The organism is Streptomyces sp. NPDC047061 (genome assembly GCF_040643955.1).
In the GTDB taxonomy this organism is placed as follows: Bacteria; Actinomycetota; Actinomycetes; order Streptomycetales; family Streptomycetaceae; genus Streptomyces.
In genome coordinates this window covers 1-18,609 of the sequence record NZ_JBEYVI010000004.1, presented here as the reverse complement: position 1 = coordinate 18,609, position 18,609 = coordinate 1, and the positions used below count along the sequence as shown (strand labels likewise).

Below are 18,609 nucleotides of genomic sequence, written 5' to 3'. Positions count from 1 at the left end.
CAGCGGGGTGTCACACCGAGCTGTCGTGCCGGGCTGTCACGCCGGGCTGCCATGCCGAACTGCCACACCCAGCCGTCGCACCGGGCTGTCATGCCGAGCCCAGCGTCTCCAGTGCCCGCCGCGCCACCTCCCGCCCGATCGGCAGCGAGGCGGTCGCCGCGGGCGAGGGCGCGTTCAGCACATGGACCGCGCGCGGTGCCTCCTTGATCAGGAAGTCGTCGACGAGCGTCCCGTCCCGCAGCACGGCCTGCGCCCGCACCCCCGCGGCCGCCCGCACCAGGTCTCCCTCCTCGGCGGCGGGCAGCAGCCGCCGTACGGCCGTCGTGAACGCCTTCTTCGACACCGACCGGAGCAGCTCCCCGCCCCCGTACCGCCAGTGCCGCCGCGCCAGCGCCCAGGATCCCGGCCAGGCCAGCGTCCCGGCGACCTCCCGCGGCCGTACGACGCCCCACCCGTACCCCTCCCGGGCCAGCGCCGGCACCGCGTTGGGCCCGATGTGCACGCCTCCGTCGATCCCGCGCGTGAGATGCACCCCGAGGAACGGGAACGCCGGGTCCGGCACCGGGTACACCAGCCCCCGCACCAGCTCGGGGCGCGCCAGCTCGTAGTACTCCCCGCGGAACGGCACGATCCGCATCCCCGGTTCGTCCCCGGTCAGCCGCGCGACCTCGTCGCAGTACAGTCCCGCGCAGTTGACCAGCACGCGGGCGCGTACGACGTCACCGCGCGAGGTGAGCACGGCCACGCCCCGCTCCGGCCGCCGGTCCACGCGGACCACCTGGGCGCCGTACCGGATCTCCGCCCCCGAGGCCTCCCCGAGCTGCCGGGCGACCCCCACGAAGTCGCACACCCCGGTCGTCCCGACGTGTATGGCGGCGAGCCCCCGCACCTCGGGCTCGTACTCCTCGATCTGGGCGGCTCCGAGCTCCCGCACCGGTATGCCGTTCTCCCGGCCGCGCTGCACCAGGGCGTGCAGCCGGGGCAGCTCCTCCCGCTCGGTGGCGACGATCAGCTTGCCGGTGACGGCGTGCGCGATGCCGTACTCCGCGCAGAACTTGACCATCTCCGCGGCGCCCTTGACGCCGTACCGCGCCTTCAGCGACCCGGGCCGGTAGTAGATCCCGCTGTGGATGACCCCGCTGTTCCGGCCCGTCTGGTGCCTCGCCGGCCCGGCCTCCTTCTCCAGCACGACGACCCGGGTCCCGGGCGCGGCACGGGTGATCGCGTACGCGGTGGACAGCCCGACGATGCCACCCCCGACGACGAGCACGTCACAGTCGTACCCGACAGACACCTGCACCACCTCCCGCATCCGATAGTGCACTGCGCCACTGACAGCCACTTCAAACGTACGGTTGGTGAAGTGCCCCGTCAGGGGCGCGGGACTGTATTCGATGTGTGGCCACGCACACGCGCCCCAAGGGGGCGCGGGGAACTGCGCGACCAGCCCCCACGCACCCGCACCCGCGAGATCACCGCGGCCCGGCAGACGGCCAGACGATCCTCACGCCGGCGCCATCAGCAACGGCCGTGCCCGTTCCCGCAGTTCCACCACCCTCGGCTCGTCCCCGTACGGCTCCAGCCGGTGCAGCAGATCCTTCACGTACTCCGTCGTCCGCGCCGACGAGATCCGCCCGGCCACCTCCACGGCCCGCACCCCCTGCTCGCACGCCGCGTCGAGGTTCCCCGACTCCAGTTCGGCGACCGCCGAGACGACGAGCCGCAGCCCGTGCGACCGCACGAACTCCTCCGTCGGCTTGGAAAGGGCCTGCTCCGTGAAGCGCCGCACCTGCCGCGGGGCCTTCAGGTCCCGGTAGCACTCGGCCGCGTCGGCGGCGAACCGGTCGTAGCCGTAGAAACCGAGCCAGGAGGGATCGTTGTCGCCCTCCCGCGCCCGCTCCAGCCACCCCTCCGCCGCCTTCAGCGCGGCCCCCGCGGCCTGCGCGTCCCCCGCCCGCGCGTGGGCCCGCGCCTCGACCAGCCGGAAGAAGCTCATGGTCCGCGCGGTCGCCAGCCCCCGGTTCCGCTCCACCGCGGCCTGCGCGAGGTCGACGCCCTCGTCGCCGAAGCCCCGGTACGTCGCCTGGAGGGACATCGATGCCAGGACGTACCCGCCGAGCGGCACGTCGGCCGCCGCGCGGGCGAGCCGCAGCGCCTGGATGTAGTACCGCTGCGCGGCCTCCTGCTGTCCGGTGTCGAAGGCCATCCACCCGGCAAGGCGCGTCAGTTCGGCACTCGCCCCGAACAGCGCCCGCCCGACCTCGTCGGAGTACGCGCCGAGCAGCAGCGGTGCCGCCTCCACCCGTAAACACTCCGGCACCATCGACGACCGCCAGTCGCCGCCCCCGTACTTGGAGTCCCAGCGCCTGGCGTCCTCGGCGGCCTCCCGCAGCTTCTGTACGTCGCTGTGGCCGACTTTGAGCGCTGCGCCCGCACCGTCCACGGCGTTCGCCTCGCGCGCGACCGAACTGTCGGCGGGGGTTATCAGCCAACGCGAGGCGGGCGTTGCGTATGCGCTTACCGCGAACGATCCGGCCAGCGACTGCCAGATGCCGCCGGAACCGGCCCGGCGGCCGGCGAGGTCGAGGCGGTACAGCTCCGTCGCCGACCGCACCGCCTGCCCGACGTCCCTGGGGAAGGCGAGGCCCACTTCGGGGGCGGGATCCGCGTCCGCCAGGCCGATCTCGTGGAGCGGCACCGGGCGGCCGAGCTTCTGGCCGATCGCGGCGGCGATGAGGTGCGGGGCGGCACCCTGCGGCACCATGCCCTTCGACACCCAGCGCGCCACCGACGTCTTGTCGTAGCGAAGAGTCAACCCGCGTTGAGCGCCAAGATCGTTGACGCGTCGCGCGAGTCCTGCGTTGCTGATTCCCGCGAGGGCGAGAACGGCGCCGAGCTTTTCGTTCGGCCCGCGTTGCTCCCTGGACATGCGCCACCCCTCGACACAGACGGCTGCCGCGCTGGCATAACCACGCGGCATTCGTAAACCCAGCGTAGTTCGCCGCATCCCAAGCGTTAAGAGGCATTGTTCCGGATGGCGGGATTGTGGTCCGTACGCGAGTGCGGCCCGTATACGCACCGTGCACGACCGGTCGCGACGTGCCCCCGCCGTGTGGCCGTGCGCCCGTCCGTGCGCTCTTCTCCGGCCACCGGGGGAGCGGTTCCATGGCTAGTGCGTGGGTCGGCCCGCTGTACTGGATCCAGTGGGCTGGGGGACACCGCCACCTTCATCCCCGCGGGTGGCGGACCGGTCCGGGAGGCGATGCCCGCCTCCCGGACTGTGCGCGTTCGAGCACACGCGCGTGCGATGCGCAAAGCATGTACGGAGCGTGCGCAAGCCCGGGTGGTCATCGGCGATTTGGCCGAAAATCGACCCCACCTTTCGCGGGCGTTCAACGCTCCTACCACGGGAATTGAGGGCGCGAAGGGCGTTCTGGGGGAGCGTACAGGGGGCGCATTCACGTCGCAGTCGCCCCCTGCCGTAAGGCGGTCGGCCCCCGCGGAGACTCTTCCACAGCGCGCACGCGCGGCCGGTCCTGCGGCAACTCCGTGAAATCTTCCAGGGATCAAAGGCGGCCCCACCGCCCCTCCGGAGCGCGTCCTTCATGGCAGCATGGGGACCCGGTTCGTACCGTGCATGGTTGTCCACAGCCTGTGGAGGCGTCGATGCGGTGGTTGGTGGGATGGAGCAGCACCGCCTCCGGTGCCGCCACGCTCGGCTCCGCCGGCGCCATGGGCTACGACGGCGAGACCGTCCATCCCGTCGGCTCCCAGCTCCTGTGGGGCGACCCCGACCCGCTCTGGGCGGTCGGCGACTGGCGCCCCGACGAGGTGCGCGTCGTCAAGGCGGACGCGCAGAACCGCATCGCCGTCCTCGGCACCTGCGGTGCCACCGACGAGGAGCTGCGTCTCGGCCTCTTCACGGCGCGCGGGGGCGCTCTCCGGCATCTGACCGCCTGGCCCGGCAGCTACACCGCCGTCGTCCAGGTCGGCCGCCGGGTCACCGTCTGCGGCGACCTCGCGGGCGCCCGCCCGGTCTTCCACACCCCCTGGGCAGGCGGTACGGCCTACGCCACGGCCGCGCTCCCGCTCGCCGACCTCATCGAGGCCAACCTCGACTACGGCCACCTCGCGGCCCTCCTCGCCGTCCCCGACGTACCGGCCGCGCTGCACGACTCGACCCCGTACGAGGGCGTGCGGCGCATTCCGCCGGGGCATGCGCTGATCCTGCGCACCGGGGCGCGCGAGGTCGCCGGGTACGAGCAGGTCGCCTCGCTCGCGGTCGCGGCCCCCTCCGCCGACCCGGACCGTGCGGTGGACGCCGTACGGGACGCACTCGTAGACGCGGTACGCGCGCGGCTGTCGGCACCCCGGCACGTCCCGGACATCGACCCAGGTCCGGTGCCCGGCATGGGCCCCGCGGAGCGCCGCGCGGCGCGCGGGATGCCGGTCCCGGGCATCGGCGCCGACCTCTCCGGCGGCCCGGCGTCGGGGACGCTCGCGCTGCTCGCGGCGGGCCTGCCCGGCATGCCCGGCACGGTCCTCGGCCACGGCACGGGCGCCGGCGAGCGGCTCCTCGCCGTCACCTTCAACGACCTGGCCGTGGGCGGCCGCGAGGCCGAACTCCAGCGTGCCGGGACCCTCGCCGCCAACCCGCGCCTGCACCACGTGGTGGTCACCGGCGGCGAGGAGATCCTGCCGTACGCCGACCTCGACGGCCCCCTGACCGACGAACCGGGCCCGTCCCTGATCGCCGCGGCCCGGCACCGCGCCCGGCTCGCCGCGGGCAGCGCCGACCACTTCACCGGCTACGGCGCCCGCCAGGTCCTCGACGCCCACCCCGCGCGCCTCGCCGACCTGCTGATGGACCGCAAGCGCCGGCACCTCGTCCGCCCGGTCGCCGCGCTCGCCAAGGCCGACGGCTCGGTGATGGTCCCCGCGCGCGTGTACAGCGCGGCGCGGCGCCTGGCGCGTACGCCGTACCGCGCGGGCGTCGAGTCCCTCGCCGAGCGCCTGCTGCGGCGCCGGTTCGACGATCCGGGAGGCGCGGTGGGCGCGTCCCTCGCGGCGCTCACCTGGGCGAGACCGGGCCCGGCGGCGCGTTGGCTGACCGGCGAGGCCCTCGCTGAAGTATCGGTTCTGCTGCAGGGGGCGGCGAACCGCTCCGGCGTCGGCCCCGCGCAGCGCCCCGGAGACTACCGCGCGCGTGCGGTGTTGGCCCGCCACGCGGCCGACATCCGCGTCCTGGAACAGGCCGCCGAGATCCGCTCCCAGCGCCTCCACACACCCTTTCTCGACAACCAGGTGGTCCGCGCGTGCCGCGACCTCCCCGAGGCACTGCGCGTCCAGCCGGGCGCCCGCGCCGCGATCCTCCGCACGGTCCTGGAGGGCGCCGGCGTCACCGACCTCCCGCCGGGCTGGGGCGCCCCCTCCCACGCCTCCTCGGCGGCCGCCACCCGCACGGGGCTGCGCGTCGCGGCCGACGACCTGATCTCCCTCTTCGCCACGCCGCTGCTGGCGCAGGCGGGCCTGGTGGAGGCGAGGGTGGTCCGCAAGGCGCTGCGCGCGGCCGCCGCGGGGGAGCCGTTGCCGCTGGACGGGCTGGCCGACCTGGTCTCCCTGGAGCTGTGGCTGCGCCGGCTGCTGTCCCGCCGGGGCACGTGCTGGACGGGGACGCCGGCACGGGCACGTGCGGTCCCTGCGGGGGTGACGCCGATGAGGGGGGCGTTGGCCTCGGGGGCGTGAGGAGGGTGCCGCATCTGGGGGCTGCCGCCCCCAGGCCCCCGCATCGGAGTGGAACCCTCGTGCTTCGGCCGCGGGCCGGCGGGGGTTGCTCGCGCAGTTCCCCGCGCCCCTGACGGGGCGCTTCACAGCCACCCAGCTGCGGGCAGGCGTGCCGCAGGGCGGCACGGGTGGGCGCTGGGGGTCCCCCCGGCCGAAGGCTGGGGAGGCACCCTGCAAGCGCCGGTAAGCGTCCCCCCCCTCGCCCCCACCCCGGGCACCTCTCGACCCCGGCGCCGAGGCTCCCCGCCCCCACCCCGGGCGCCCCGAAACCCCCGGCGTCGAAACTCCGTGCCTCTCCCCCCACCCCCCGGCGACAATGACCCGGTGCGGTACCGAATCCTGGGCGTGGCCCAAGCCAGCGACGACCAGGGCACCCCCATACCCGTCGGCGGCCCCCGCCTGCGCGCCCTGCTCACCGTCCTCGCCCTGCACCCCACCCGCACCCTCACCCCCGAAACCCTCATCGAGGAGATCTGGGCGGCGGACGACGACCCGCCCCAGGACGCCCCGGCCGCCCTCCAGGCCCTCGTCGGCCGGCTCCGCCGCGGTCTCGGGAAGGACGCCGTCACCTCGGGCCCCGGCGGCTACCGACTGACGGCGGCCGAGGACGACATCGACCTGCACGTCTTCGAGCGGCAGGTACGCGAAGGCACCCGAGCCCTGGCCGTCGGCGACCCGGCGGCGGCCCACCGCCTCCTCACCGCGGCCCTCGCCCTCTGGCACGGCCCCGCACTCGCCGACCTCCCCGACCGCACCGCGGCCGCCGCCCGCCCCGAGGCGCTCCGGCTGGAAGCCACCCGTGCCCGCGCCGACGCCGCCCTCCGCCTCGGCCGTGCCGTCGACGCCGTACCGGAGCTGACCGAGCTCACCACCGTCCACCCGTACGACGAGCCGCTGCACGCCCTGCTCATCCGCGCCCTGCGCGACACCGGCCGCCCGGCGGACGCCCTCGCCGCGTACGAGACCGCCCGCCGCACCCTCGCAGAAGGCCTCGGTACCGACCCCGGCCCGGAACTCCAGGCGCTGCACGCGTCGTTGCTCACCCAGGAAGCAACCCCGCTCGCGACCCCGTTGCAGGAGCCTCCGCCCCGCACCGGCAACCTCCGTCCGCGGCTTACCTCTTTCGTGGGGCGGGAACCCGAACTCGAAGCCGTTCGTTCCGAATTGCACAGGGCCCGTCTCGTCACCCTCACCGGACCGGGCGGCTCCGGAAAGACCCGTCTCGCCGAGGAGGCCGCCGCCGGGCTCCCGCAGGCGTGGCTCGTCGAGCTCGCCCCGCTCGACCGGCCGGAGGCGGTGCCCGGTGCGGTGGTCAGCGCCCTCGGCCTGCGCGAGACCGTGCTCATGACCAACGAGCTGGCGACCGTGCCGAAGGACCCCACGGCCCTGCTCGTCGAGTACTGCGCCCCACGCAGCCAACTCCTGATCCTTGACAACTGCGAACATGTCATCGAAGCGGCGGCCGCCCTCGCCGAGACCCTGCTCACCCGCTGCCCGGGTCTCACGGTCCTCGCCACCAGCCGTGAACCCCTGGGCGTCCCCGGGGAGTCGGTGCGCCCGGTCGAACCCCTCGCCCCCGAGCAGGCCCACCGCCTCTTCGAGGAGCGCGCCGCCACCGTCCGCCCCGGCACCGCCGCCGTGCCGGACGACACGGCAGCGGTCGACGAGATCTGCCGCCGCCTGGACGGACTGCCCCTTGCGATCGAGCTCGCGGCGGCCCGGCTGCGGCTGCTCACGCCCCGGCAGATCGCCGACCGGCTCGACGACCGCTTCCGCCTGCTCACCGCCGGCAGCCGCACGGTCCTGCCCCGCCAGCAGACCCTGCGCGCGGTCGTCGACTGGTCCTGGGACCTGCTCGACGAGCGGGAGCGGACGATGCTGCGCGAGGTGTCCGTCTTCGCCGGCGGCTGGGACCTCACGGCGGCGGAGGCCGTGTGCACCGGACCGGCCGCCGACCTCGTCGGCGCGCTCGTCGACAAGTCCCTGATCGTCGCCACCCCGGACGGCGCGCACGGCACCGGCGGAATGCGTTACCGCATGCTGGAGACCATCCACGAGTACGCCGTCGAGCGCGCCGCGGAGGTCCCCGGGCTGCGCGCGGCGGTCGAGCGGCGGCACGGCGCGTGGGTGCGGGCGCTCGTGGAGGAGGCGGAGCCGAGACTGCGCTCCGGGGAGCAGCTCCCCTGGATCCGCCGGCTGGAGACCGACCTCGACAACATCCGGGCCGCCCTGGACCGTGCGGTCCGCGCGGGCGACGAGGTGCAGGCGGGCCGGATCGTCCTCGCCGTCGGCTGGTTCTGGTGGCTGCGCAACTACCGCCAGGAGGCGACGGCCTCGGTGCGCGCGGTACTGCGTCTGGGCGTCGCCCGGGACGCCCTGCCCGAGGACGCGGGTCCGGAGGAGCTGCGCGCGGTCGCCGGCGCGGCGGATCCCGTCGGCGTACTCCTGGCCGCCCCCGACGCCGAGGCCGGGCACCCGCTGTACGAACTGCGCATGGACCTCAGGTTGCTCGACCTGTTCCTGGCATCCGAGTCCGGCCAGCGGGACCTGGTGACGGACGAGCGGACGCCGCGGTACGTCGCGCTCGTCCGGGCCTCCTTCGAGCCGGGCGGTCCGCGGGCCGCCCGGCTGCCGGGCATCGTCTGGCCGCTCACCGCGTGGACCCTGGGCGGCCCCGCCGTGGACATCGCCCCGGACATGTCCGCCGTGCTCGCCAACTGCCGGGTGCACGGCGGTGACTGGGAGGTCGGCGTCACCCTGATGTACCGCACCCACATCCTGGTCGACTCGCCCGGCAACCTGCGGGGCGTCGACGAGGACCTGGCCGAGCTGCGCGTCCTCAGCCGGCGGGTCGGGGACCGCTGGATGGGCGCGCAGGTGTGCAGCGCGGCCGGCGAGGCGGACATGGCGCGCGGCCGGTTCGCGGCGGCGGAGAGCGAGTACCGGGAGGCGCTGCGGCTCGCCCACGAGGTCGGCGCCCACGCGGAGACGCCGTTCCTGCTCGCGCGGCTCGCCGAGACCGCCTTCCGCGCCGGGGACCGGGCTGCTGCCCGGGCCACCCTCGACCGGGCGGGCGAGACCTCCGACCGGTACGGGGTGGCCGAGTCGAAGGCGTACGTGGCGCTGCTGCGGGCGGTCCTGGCCCATGACGACGGGGACCTGCCCCACGCGCGCGAGTACTACGAGACCGCCCGTGCCATGACGGCGGCCGGCGGCGCGCCCCCGCAGTTCATGGCCGCGATCCATGCCGTCGACGCCATGCTCACGGCCCTGGAGCACGGCCCTGCGCGGGCGCTGCCGGTCGTGGCGCAGGGGCTGCGCGACGCGGTGGAGTACCGGTGCGCCGAGGTGATCACGGCGGCCCTGGCGGACGTCGGCGCCGACCTGCTGGCCCGGCTCGGCGATCTGGCGGGGGCGGTACGGCTGTACGCCGCCGCCGACCACTGGCGCGCCGAGTGTGTCCGCCCCGAGCCGGAGCGCACCCGCGCCGAGGAGGTCGACGCGGCCGCCCGCGCGACGCTGACCCCGCAGCGCTACGCGGCCGAGCGCTCGCGCGGCGCCTCCCTCACCGAGGAGGACGCCCTGCGCGAACTGAGCAGCGCACCGGCCGCTACCGGCAGGTGAACCTCGACTCGGCCCAGTCGGCGAGCGCCGCCCTGTCGAAGGTGGTCTGCGGTTCGACCACCAGACGCACGGTCCGGTGCCCGGTCAGGTCCACATGGACGGGTACGGCGGCCTGTCCGCCCTCGACCACCCCGGACTGCCACAGCCGCACCCCGTCCGCGTAGACGGCGAAGGTGACCTTGCCGAGGCCGAGGGTCATGTCGTCGACGCCGGCCATCGCGTCGTAGGCGGTGCACTGCCGGTTGAGGTCGATGGTCACGGAGGACCGGCCGTGCACGGTGACGCCGTGCGCGTACTCCTTGCCGGCGACCGTCACGCCGTACCGCTGCCACACCCAGCTGCTCTCGTGGAGCCGCATCTCGGGCCGGGTGCCGTCGCCGTTGACGTCGAAGCTCAGCTCGCTCCACTCGTAGACGACCGGGGCGGGCGGCGGAGTGGGCGTCGGGGTGGGGCTGGGGGTCGGGCTCGGGGTCGGGGTGGGTGCCGGAGTGGGGGTCGGCTTCGGGCTCGGGGTGTGCCTGGGGCTCGGAGTCGGGGTCGGAGTCGGGGTCGGAGTCGGGGTGGGCGTCGGGGTCGGTTCGGGGGCCAGGGCGACCGGTTCGGGTTCCGGTTTCTTCTTCTTGGGGGTGGGGGTCGGTGCCCCGGGCTGCACGACCGGCGTGGACGGGGCGGGTTTCACGGCCTCCTTGACCGGGTGGCTGTCGTTCGTCAGGGCGAGGGCCACCACGGCGATCGCCGCCGCGACCACTCCGGCGGCGATACCGGCCTTCACCGGCCCCGCGAGCCCCTCCGAGGCCGCGGCACCACCCCCGGCCCCGCCGCCCGCCCCGCCGGACGCACCGCTCGCCGCGGCGGCCGCACCCGCGGCCCCCACCCCGGCGCCCCCGGCGATGATCCCGAGTGCCTTGGCGTACCCGGCGGCCCCGAACCAGCCGATGACCGCGACCGGTACGACGGCCGGGATACCGCTCGCGACCTCCTCGATCTGGGCGGCGGCCAGCCGGCACCTGGCGCACTCCTCCAGGTGCTTGCGCAGCCCCCGCTCGGCACGGACCCGCAGCTTGCGGCGGGCGTAGCCGCCGAGCTGGTCGGCGTAGCGGGCGCACTCCTCGTCGTCGACGAGGGAGGCGCTCACATGGGCCTGGAGGTAGGCCTGCTTGAGACCCTCACGGGCCCGGCTGGCAAGGACCCGGGTGCCGTTGGCGTCCAGCCCGAAGAGGGTGGCCACCTCGCTCGGCGACTCGTCCTCGACCTCGGTGTGCCACAGCACGGCCTGCCAGCGCTCCGGCAGCGAACGGAAGGCCTGCATCGCCAAGGACTGCTCGGCCTCGTGCATCGCCCGCACGTCCGCGCCGAGGTCCAGGCCCGCTCCGAAGGGGCCGAGGGACGCGGTGTCGTCGGACACCTCGGAGCCGCGCACGGCCTGCGCCGCGAACAGCGCGAAGTCGTCGACGAGTTGCTCCCGCCGGGCCGACTTGATCCACTGCGCGGCGACCCGCCGTACCGAGGTGAGCAGGTAGGCGCGCACGGCGTACTCGGGTCCCGACCCGCCGCGCACCGCCTGCAGCATGCGGGCGAACACCTCGGCGGTCAGGTCGTCGGCGGTGTGCCCGTCCCGGCAGCAGGTGCGCGCGTAGCGCCGTACCGCGTCCGCGTGCCGCCGGTACAGCTCCTCGTACGCCGAGTCGTCGCCGGCCCGCATCCGCTCGATCAACTGACTGTCGGGATGAGGCAGTTCCCGGGGCGGCGGCAGCACACTCCCGTCCCGCTGTGCCGGAACGTTCCCCTCCGGCGGTTCGCCGGCCGACGGCACCCCGGCCCGCCCGCCCTGGCTGGGCACCTGCGGCGAGGCCGTCCCCTCACCGACGGACTCGTCCCATCCGTCAACGCTCATCGTGGAACGCCCCCGATGCCTGCCCACCCGACCGAATCACCGGCCCAGACTGCCACACCGGCTTTCCCCCGTACCCCCGAGCGACGAGACGGTCACCCGTAAGGGGAGACGCACCGACCCGCAGCGCCCCGTCAGGGGAAGAGCCGGGACGTCAGCGCCCCGTAAGGGGCGCGGGGAACTGCGCGACCAGCCCCCACGCACCCGCACTCGCCCACGGTCATCACACGGCACACGCTGCCGCGCTCCCGCGGGCACCGCAAGTACCGGAAACCACCGTCACTACCGCGACCGCAACCCCTCCAGCAGGATGTCCAGCAACCGAGCCGAAGCCGCCGCCTGCTGCGCGGCATCCGGCAGGGACGGCGCCGCCGTGGCGATCACCAGCAGCACGTCGGACACCGAGACGTCCGGCCGCAACTCACCGGCCGCCCGCGCCCGTTCCACCAGCCGCCCCACGACGTCGAGCAGCGCGGCCGCGCCCGCGTCGTCGTCTGCGGCGTCGGCCACCGGCTCCCGCTCCTCCGGCACCAGCCGCAACTCCCCGGCCCCCGGCTGCGTCCGCTGCTGCGGCACCCGGGCCTCCTCGGCCCCGGAGCCGGCCACGGCACTGCCGCCGACCTCCTCCGGCACCCCGACCCGCAGCACCTGCGGCGGCAGCAACCGGCCCGCCCCCGACGCCACCGACGTCCGCAGGAAGCGCGACAGCGCCGACCACGGCTCGTCCTCCTGCCCGAGCGCGGCCCGCGCCTGGTCGGTCAGCCGGGAGGTCTCCTCCTCGGCTATCCGCCGTACCAGCACGTCCTTGCTCGGGAAGCGCCGGTACACGGTGCCGACCCCGACCCGCGCCCGCCGTGCGACGTCCTCCATCGGCGCGCCGTATCCCAGCTCGCCGAAGACCTCACGCGCCGCACGCAGCACGTGCTCCAGATTGCGCTGTGCGTCCACCCGCAACGGCGTCGTACGCGGCCCGTCACCGCGTCCGTTGCCCGCCGTCGCGCTCACCGTTCCGCCACCGGCCGCCAGGGCGGAGGCGGATGCCCAATGTGTGTCCTGAATGTGCATTTGTGTTCCCCCGGTTAACGACGTCTCCCCCCGGAGACTCTCCCCGTCACTGATGGCCGGAGCGAGCGGAAATGCGACCGACCCATGATCGATCCATGGACCCCGGGCCGGGCGGACCGCCCGTCGCGGACCCTTCGGCCACATCCCCTACACCCCGTCGACACACGAACATAGTTGAGAGGCTGTCAATTCAGAAGGGGGACGTTCCGCACGGTGCGCCCCTCGATCGGAGTACGGGTCGTTTACCTCCCGATTCGGTGCCTTCGCGCCCCCCTGCCCGCCCCCGCTGACCTGGCCCCTTTCCTCCGGCCCGGCGCACGCGCCCGATGCCCGGCACACGCGCCGTCCGGTCACACAAATTGCCGGGGCTGTGGACAAACAACAGTCACGGGTGCGTCATGGGATGGTGAAGGAACGTGCGCGCATTCTCGTTGTCGGCGGCGGCTACGTCGGGATGTACACGGCCCTGAGGCTGCAGCGGAGGCTGAAGCGGGAGCTCAGGCAGGGTGAGGTCGACATCACTGTCGTCGCCCCCGATCCCTACATGACGTACCAGCCGTTCCTTCCCGAAGCGGCCGCGGGTTCGATTTCCCCTCGGCATGTCGTCGTACCCCTGCGGCGCGTTCTGGACCGATGCCATGTGGTCATCGGCGAGGTGACGGCCATCGAACACGCCAAGCGCACCGCCGAAGTCGCCACCCTGGCCACCGCCGAGGAGCGCAAGGGCCCCACTTTCCTGGAGTACGACGAACTGGTCCTCGCCCCTGGCTCGATCGCCCGCACGCTGCCCGTCCCCGGTCTCGCCGAGCACGGCATCGGCTTCAAGACCGTCGAGGAGGCGATCGGCCTGCGCAACCACGTCATCGAACAGATGGACATCGCCTCCTCCACCCGCGACCCCGCGATCCGCGACGCGGCCCTCACCTTCGTCTTCGTCGGCGGCGGCTACGCGGGCGTGGAGGCCCTCGGCGAACTGGAGGACATGGCCCGCTACGCCTCGCGGTACTACCACAACGTCCAGCCCGAGGACATGAAATGGATCCTCGTCGAGGCCACCGACCGGATCCTCCCCGAGGTCGGCCCCGAGCTGGGCCGCTACACCGTCACCGAACTGCGCCGCCGCAACATCCAGGTACTGCTCGACACCCGCCTGGAGTCCTGCGCCGACCGCGTCGTCGCCCTCAGCGACGGCCAGCGCTTCCCGACCCGCACGCTCGTCTGGACGGCCGGCGTCAGACCGCACCCCCTGGTCGCCGCCACCAACCTGCCGCGCACCCCGCGCGGACGGCTGAAATGCACCGCCGAACTGACGATCGACGGCGTCGACCACGCATGGGCCGCGGGCGACGCCGCCGCCGTCCCCGACGTCACCGCCGCCGAACCGGGCACCGAGACCGCCCCCAACGCCCAGCACGCGGTCCGCCAGGCCAGGGTCCTCGGCGACAACATCGCCCACGCACTGCGCGGCGAACCCCTCGACACCTACGCCCACGCATACGTCGGCTCGGTCGCCTCCCTCGGCTTCCACAAGGGCGTCGCCCAGGTCTACGGGCGCAGGCTGAAGGGCTACCCTGCCTGGTTCATGCACCGCGTCTACCACCTGAGCAGGGTGCCCACCTTCAACCGCAAGGCCCGTGTCCTCGCCGAATGGACCCTCTCGGGGCTCTTCAAACGGGAGATCGTCTCGCTCGGATCACTCGAACATCCCCGAGCGGAGTTCGAACTCGCGGCCGGTGGAAAGCCTCCTCACAGTCCCTCCGACGACTCGAACGGGTCGTCCTGACGGAACTCAGGAACTCCACGGCCCGCCCCGGCGTCTGACGGATGTCGTCGCCGACGGCCACCCTGCCAGACTGCTCCCCGACCGAGCACAAGGCTTCGCCCCACCCTCTCCCCAGAACTGCACCGGGGGACTTCCCCCGGCCCCCGGCCGCTCTCCGAGCCGGCCGGAGACGACGACACGAGGCAAGGTTTCGTGAACTTCACGCGCTGGAGCGCCCGGCTCCCCGGAACGCAGCGCCGCGCCGCAGCGCGGACCGAGCACGCGGTCTCCCCGGACCGGCGGGGGGAAGGCTCCGTGCCCGCGGCCCGCGCCGAACAACTGACCGACGACTCGTCCTGCGTGCCCGCGGTCGATGAACTGCCCGCCCGGGGCGTCCTCGACCACGTCCCGGCCCTGGTCGCCCTCGTCCACGGCCCCGACCACCACATCGCGTACGTCAACGACGCCTATACGACCGCCTTCGGCGCACGCCCCCCGGGCGCCCCCGCCCGCGAAGCCCTGCCCGAACTCGCCGAACTGGGCCTCCTCCCCCTCCTCGACCAGGTCCTGCGCAGCGGCAAGCCCCGCACGCTCAAGTCCCGCAAGGCGCTCGACGGCCGCACCTACACGTTCACCTGCACCCCGGTCGCCGAGAACGGCGACCGCGACGGCGGCGTCCTCCTCTTCGCCACCGACGTCACCGACCACGCGGAGGCGGCGGAGCGGCTGCGCGCCAGCGAACGCCGCCAGCGCGAGACGGCCGTGACCCTCCAGCGCAGCCTCCTCCCCCAGGAACTCGAACAACCGGACGACCTGCGCATCGCCGCCACCTACCAGCCCGGCGGCACCGAGGCCGCGGTCGGCGGCGACTGGTACGACGTCATCACCCTCGGCGGCGGCCGCACCGCCCTCGTCATCGGCGACGTGATGGGCCGGGGCGTCCGCGCGGCGGCGGTCATGGGCCAGCTCCGTACGGCGGTCCGCGCCTACGCCCGCCTGGACCTGCCCCCGCACGAGGTCCTCCAGCTCCTCGACGGCCTCGCCACCGAGATCGACCCGAACCAGATCGCCACCTGTGTCTACGCCGTCCACGACCCCAACGAGGGCCGGCTGGTGTACGCCTCCGCCGGCCACCTCCCGATCCTGGTCCGCGACGAGAACGGCAGCGTGCTGCGCACCGAGGAACCGACCGGACCGCCGCTCGGCACCGGCGGCTGGGTCCACGCGTCCGGCTCGGTACCGCTGGGCCCCGGCTCGACGGCCGTCCTCTACACGGACGGTCTGGTCGAACGCCGGGACGAGGACCTGGACGAGGGCATCGCGGCTCTGGAGCGGGCCCTGGCGGGAGCCACCGGCACCCCCCAGGTCGTCTGCGACCGACTGGTCCGCTCGGCCGGCGTCACGGCCGACCACGACGACGACGTCGCCGTCCTGGTCCTCCAGCATCCGGCCCGTACGGGCCCGGACAGCGACCTGTTCCGCAACGCCGCGCTGGAACTGCTCGGTGGCATTGAGGCGGCGCCACGCGCCCGTGCGTTCGCCTCCGGCGTGCTGACCAGCTGGCGGTTCCCGGCCGATCTCCACGACCTGGGCGTCCTCGCCACGAGCGAGCTGGTCGCCAACTCCCTCCAGCACGGCACCCCGCCCATGCGGCTGCGGCTTCGCCGCACCGACCGCCGACTGATCATCGAGGTGACGGACGGCGACGACCACCTGCCGCGCCGGAGGCGCGCGGAACCGGGCGACGAGTCCGGGAGGGGCATCGCGATCGTGGCGACGATCGCTTCGGGGTGGGGGTCGAGAAGGACGCCCGGGGGCGGGAAGGCGGTGTGGTGCGAGTTCGTACTGCCGAAGGGGTAGGGGGAGTGCCGTAGGGGGGCGGCCCTTGTGTTTCGGCTGCGGGCCGGTGGGGGTTGCTCGCGCAGTTCCCCGCGCCCCTTACGGGGCGCTCTCGCCGGTAAGCGTCCCCGCCCCCGCCTCCACTAAGCCGACACGGACTCCGAAGTCGCCCCGCCCCGCGCCACGACCCTGCTCCTCGCAGCGAGCCACGGCCGGTCCTGGACGTCGGTCAGCCGCTTCCCGAGCCGCACCGCCAGCACACTGATCCCCAGCGAGAACAGCAGGAACGTCACGACGTACGGCGCATGCAGCGAGGCCCCCATCGGCCCGCCCACCGCTGGCCCCACCGCCAGCGCCAGCTGCTTGACCAGCGCGAACGCCGAGTTGTACTGCCCGGCCATCCCTGTCGGCGCGAGGTCGGCCACCAGCGGAGCCACCGTCGGCGACAGCATCGCCTCACCCAGCCCGAACAGCGCGTACGTCGACACGAACGCCGCCGTCGCCATCTCCTGGCTGCCGTGCCCCAGTCCGGCGTACCCGGCGACGACCCACGCCACGGCCCAGATCAGTCCGACCCCGGCGATCACCCGCGACCGCCGCCGCCGCTCGACGAACCTGAGTACGGCGAACTGCGCGACGACGATCATCAGCGTGTTCGCGGCCAGCGCGGTCCCCAGCGCGGACGTGGATATCCCCGCCGCCTCCACGCCGTACGCGCTCAGCCCGGACTCGAACTGCCCGTAGCAGGCGAAGAACAGCACGAAGCCCAGCACGGACAGCTGCACCATCGCCCGGTTCCCGAGCAGCTGCTTCCAGCTGCCCTGCGCCGACGACGAGGCCGGCGCGTCGCCGATCCGCGGCGAGTGCGGCAACCGCACCGTCGACATCACGACGGCCAGCAGCAGGAACATCGCCGCCTCGATCGCGAAGAGGAGAGTGAACGAGGAGACCCGGGTCGTGTCGACGAGGTGGCCGCCTATGAGGCCACCGACGCCCAGCCCCAGGTTCTGCAGGAAGAACTGCGTCGCGAAGGCCCGGGACCGGGTCTCCGCCGTCGAACAGTCCACGATCATCGTCGCCAGCGCCGGCTGCATCACGGCCTGCCCGGCCCCCAGCAGCGCCGCCGCGGCCAGCACGGTCGGACCGCTCCCCGCCAGCCCCAGGCTCAGCGCACCGCTCGCGGCCGTCACCAGGGCGGTGAGAAGGACCGGCAGTGGGCCGCGCCGCACGATCGCCCGGCCGGCGAACGGCAGCACGATCAGCGCGGCCACGGCGAAGACGGCGAGCACGAACCCCGCCGTCATGGCACCGAGTCCCCGCACCTGCGCCACATAGACGTACAGGTAGGGGACGGTGAAGCCGAGCCCGAACGCGCTGAGTGCGTTGCCCACGTGGATCCGGCGCATCGCTGCGCCCATCGCCCTGGTCACGTTCACCTCTCTCAGGTCGTCAAGTCCTGGACTGCTGAAGTCTCAAGACTTTGAAGCTAAAGTTCGAAGCTAAAGACTACATCGCGAAGGACTTCAACGCCAAGCGCACCCGTGCGATACTTCGACCCATGGCCGACACCACCGGCGCCGGCGAGCCGACACTCGACGAACAGATCGCCGCCTACCAGCGCGAATTCCGGGACCTCGACCCCCAGGTCGAGAAGATCGTCTCGGCGCTCTCCCGGCTCAACCGCCGCATGAACGTCGCCTACGGCCGCCAGACCGGCGCCCTCGGCATCAGCAACGCGGAGTGGGAGGTCCTCAAGGCCCTCGTCCTCTCCGGGATCCCCTACCGCATGGGCCCCAGCGAACTGGCCAAGCGCCTCGGCCTCACTCCCGCGGCGATGACCCACCGCATCGACCGGATGGTCGCCGAAGGGCTCGTGACCCGGGAGAGGGACGAATCCAACCGCGTACGGGTGATCGTCGAGCTGACTCCCGAAGGACGCGAGAAGTGGCTGGAGGCCATGCGCCTCGCCTCCGTCTTCGAGGAGGATCTGCTCCAGGACCTCTCCCCGGCGGAGCGTGCGGTGCTCGGCGAGGTGCTCACCAGGCTGCTGCGTCGCGTCGAGCACGCTCAGCCCGATGCCGGCGGTCGGCTCTCTGACCTGGACTGACGCCGGGACACGCGGGCCGCGGAAAAAATCTTGACAGGAGAGGGTTGACACCCCCTTCCCCGCCCCGTAATGTTCTCCGAGTTGCCACGGAGCCGTAACGGTTCTGCGACAGCACCTCCGCCGCATGAGCGGCAACCCAAACCACCAGCACGATCTCCCGACCGGGTTGATTTCGGCGTGCCCGAATTCAATTCGATTCGGAGTCTCAGTGGTGCCCGATCGGACCGCGAGGCCCGATTGGGAATCGCGGAGCGGATCCGCTAAGGTTTGGGACGTCGGAACGGCCCAACAGCCGCGAAGACAACTCCCGCTGACTGGGAATCAGACGCCGAAAGGATCTGATAGAGTCGGAACCGCCGGAAAGGGAAACGCGAGAGCGGAAACCTGGAAAGCACCGAGGAAATCGGGTCGAGAAAAGATCTGATAGAGTCGGAAACGCAAGACCGAAGGGAAGCCCGGAGGAAAGCCCGAGAGGGTGAGTACAAAGGAAGCGACCGTTCCTTGAGAACTCAACAGCGTGCCAAAAGTCAACGCCAG

General features: G+C 73.3%; 11 protein-coding genes. 5 read left to right on the top strand and 6 right to left on the bottom strand.

Going from position 1 to position 18,609, the window contains the following annotated elements:
* Positions 1-88 precede the first annotated feature (88 nt).
* Both lhgO and ABZ887_RS08475 read right to left on the bottom strand, forming a co-directional pair.
* Positions 89-1,312, bottom strand: a complete 1,224-nt coding sequence (lhgO, locus tag ABZ887_RS08480; RefSeq protein ID WP_361284682.1) for an L-2-hydroxyglutarate oxidase — start codon at positions 1,310-1,312, stop codon at positions 89-91.
* Between the two features lie 192 nt (positions 1,313-1,504).
* Positions 1,505-2,929 (bottom strand): MFS transporter, encoded by a 1,425-nt coding sequence (locus ABZ887_RS08475; RefSeq protein WP_361284679.1) that lies wholly within the window; start codon positions 2,927-2,929, stop codon positions 1,505-1,507.
* Between the two features lie 737 nt (positions 2,930-3,666).
* Between ABZ887_RS08475 and ABZ887_RS08470 the strand changes: the two genes are divergently transcribed.
* Both ABZ887_RS08470 and ABZ887_RS08465 read left to right on the top strand, forming a co-directional pair.
* A complete protein-coding gene (locus ABZ887_RS08470; RefSeq protein ID WP_361284676.1) occupies positions 3,667-5,745 on the top strand; it encodes an asparagine synthase-related protein in 2,079 nt (692 codons plus the stop codon).
* A gap of 363 nt (positions 5,746-6,108) precedes the next feature.
* Positions 6,109-9,408, top strand: coding sequence for a BTAD domain-containing putative transcriptional regulator (locus ABZ887_RS08465; protein ID WP_361284673.1), 3,300 nt, complete (start codon positions 6,109-6,111; stop codon positions 9,406-9,408).
* On the opposite strand, the gene ABZ887_RS08460 is transcribed toward ABZ887_RS08465, so the two are convergent.
* Together ABZ887_RS08460 and ABZ887_RS08455 are read right to left on the bottom strand one after the other, a co-directional pair.
* On the bottom strand, positions 9,395-11,302 hold the full coding sequence (locus ABZ887_RS08460; RefSeq protein ID WP_361284670.1) for a sigma-70 family RNA polymerase sigma factor: 1,908 nt from the start codon (positions 11,300-11,302) through the stop codon (positions 9,395-9,397). The genes ABZ887_RS08465 and ABZ887_RS08460 overlap by 14 nt on opposite strands.
* 279 nt (positions 11,303-11,581) lie before the next feature.
* Complete coding sequence (locus ABZ887_RS08455; RefSeq protein WP_361284668.1) at positions 11,582-12,364, bottom strand: helix-turn-helix domain-containing protein; 783 nt, start codon at positions 12,362-12,364, stop codon at positions 11,582-11,584.
* A 403-nt stretch (positions 12,365-12,767) separates the two neighbouring features.
* Here ABZ887_RS08455 and ABZ887_RS08450 point away from each other — a divergent pair, with 403 nt between their 5' ends.
* Both ABZ887_RS08450 and ABZ887_RS08445 read left to right on the top strand, forming a co-directional pair.
* A complete protein-coding gene (locus ABZ887_RS08450; protein WP_361284665.1) occupies positions 12,768-14,147 on the top strand; it encodes an NAD(P)/FAD-dependent oxidoreductase in 1,380 nt (459 codons plus the stop codon).
* Between the two features lie 192 nt (positions 14,148-14,339).
* Positions 14,340-15,986 carry a SpoIIE family protein phosphatase gene (locus ABZ887_RS08445; RefSeq protein ID WP_361284662.1) on the top strand — a complete coding sequence of 549 codons (1,647 nt, stop codon included), beginning with the start codon at positions 14,340-14,342 and terminating at the stop codon, positions 15,984-15,986.
* Between the two features lie 122 nt (positions 15,987-16,108).
* On the opposite strand, the gene ABZ887_RS08440 is transcribed toward ABZ887_RS08445, so the two are convergent.
* Complete coding sequence (locus tag ABZ887_RS08440) at positions 16,109-17,383, bottom strand: MFS transporter (RefSeq protein WP_361285753.1); 1,275 nt, start codon at positions 17,381-17,383, stop codon at positions 16,109-16,111.
* 140 nt (positions 17,384-17,523) lie between these two features.
* Here ABZ887_RS08440 and ABZ887_RS08435 point away from each other — a divergent pair, with 140 nt between their 5' ends.
* On the top strand, positions 17,524-18,072 hold the full coding sequence (locus ABZ887_RS08435) for a MarR family transcriptional regulator (RefSeq protein ID WP_361284659.1): 549 nt from the start codon (positions 17,524-17,526) through the stop codon (positions 18,070-18,072).
* A 321-nt stretch (positions 18,073-18,393) separates the two neighbouring features.
* Here the strand turns inward: ABZ887_RS08435 and ABZ887_RS08430 are convergent.
* On the bottom strand, positions 18,394-18,609 hold a 216-nt coding region (locus ABZ887_RS08430), incomplete at its 5' end, for a hypothetical protein (protein WP_352094450.1).

Coding starts and splice junctions, on each gene's coding strand:
- lhgO (WP_361284682.1), bottom strand. CDS start 1,312: ATGCGGGAGGTGGTGCAGGTGTCTGTCGGGTACGACTGTGACGTGCTC.
- ABZ887_RS08475 (WP_361284679.1), bottom strand. CDS start 2,929: ATGTCCAGGGAGCAACGCGGGCCGAACGAAAAGCTCGGCGCCGTTCTC.
- ABZ887_RS08470 (WP_361284676.1), top strand. CDS start 3,667: ATGCGGTGGTTGGTGGGATGGAGCAGCACCGCCTCCGGTGCCGCCACG.
- ABZ887_RS08460 (WP_361284670.1), bottom strand. CDS start 11,302: ATGAGCGTTGACGGATGGGACGAGTCCGTCGGTGAGGGGACGGCCTCG.
- ABZ887_RS08455 (WP_361284668.1), bottom strand. CDS start 12,364: ATGCACATTCAGGACACACATTGGGCATCCGCCTCCGCCCTGGCGGCC.
- ABZ887_RS08450 (WP_361284665.1), top strand. CDS start 12,768: ATGGTGAAGGAACGTGCGCGCATTCTCGTTGTCGGCGGCGGCTACGTC.
- ABZ887_RS08440 (WP_361285753.1), bottom strand. CDS start 17,383: ATGGGCGCAGCGATGCGCCGGATCCACGTGGGCAACGCACTCAGCGCG.
- ABZ887_RS08435 (WP_361284659.1), top strand. CDS start 17,524: ATGGCCGACACCACCGGCGCCGGCGAGCCGACACTCGACGAACAGATC.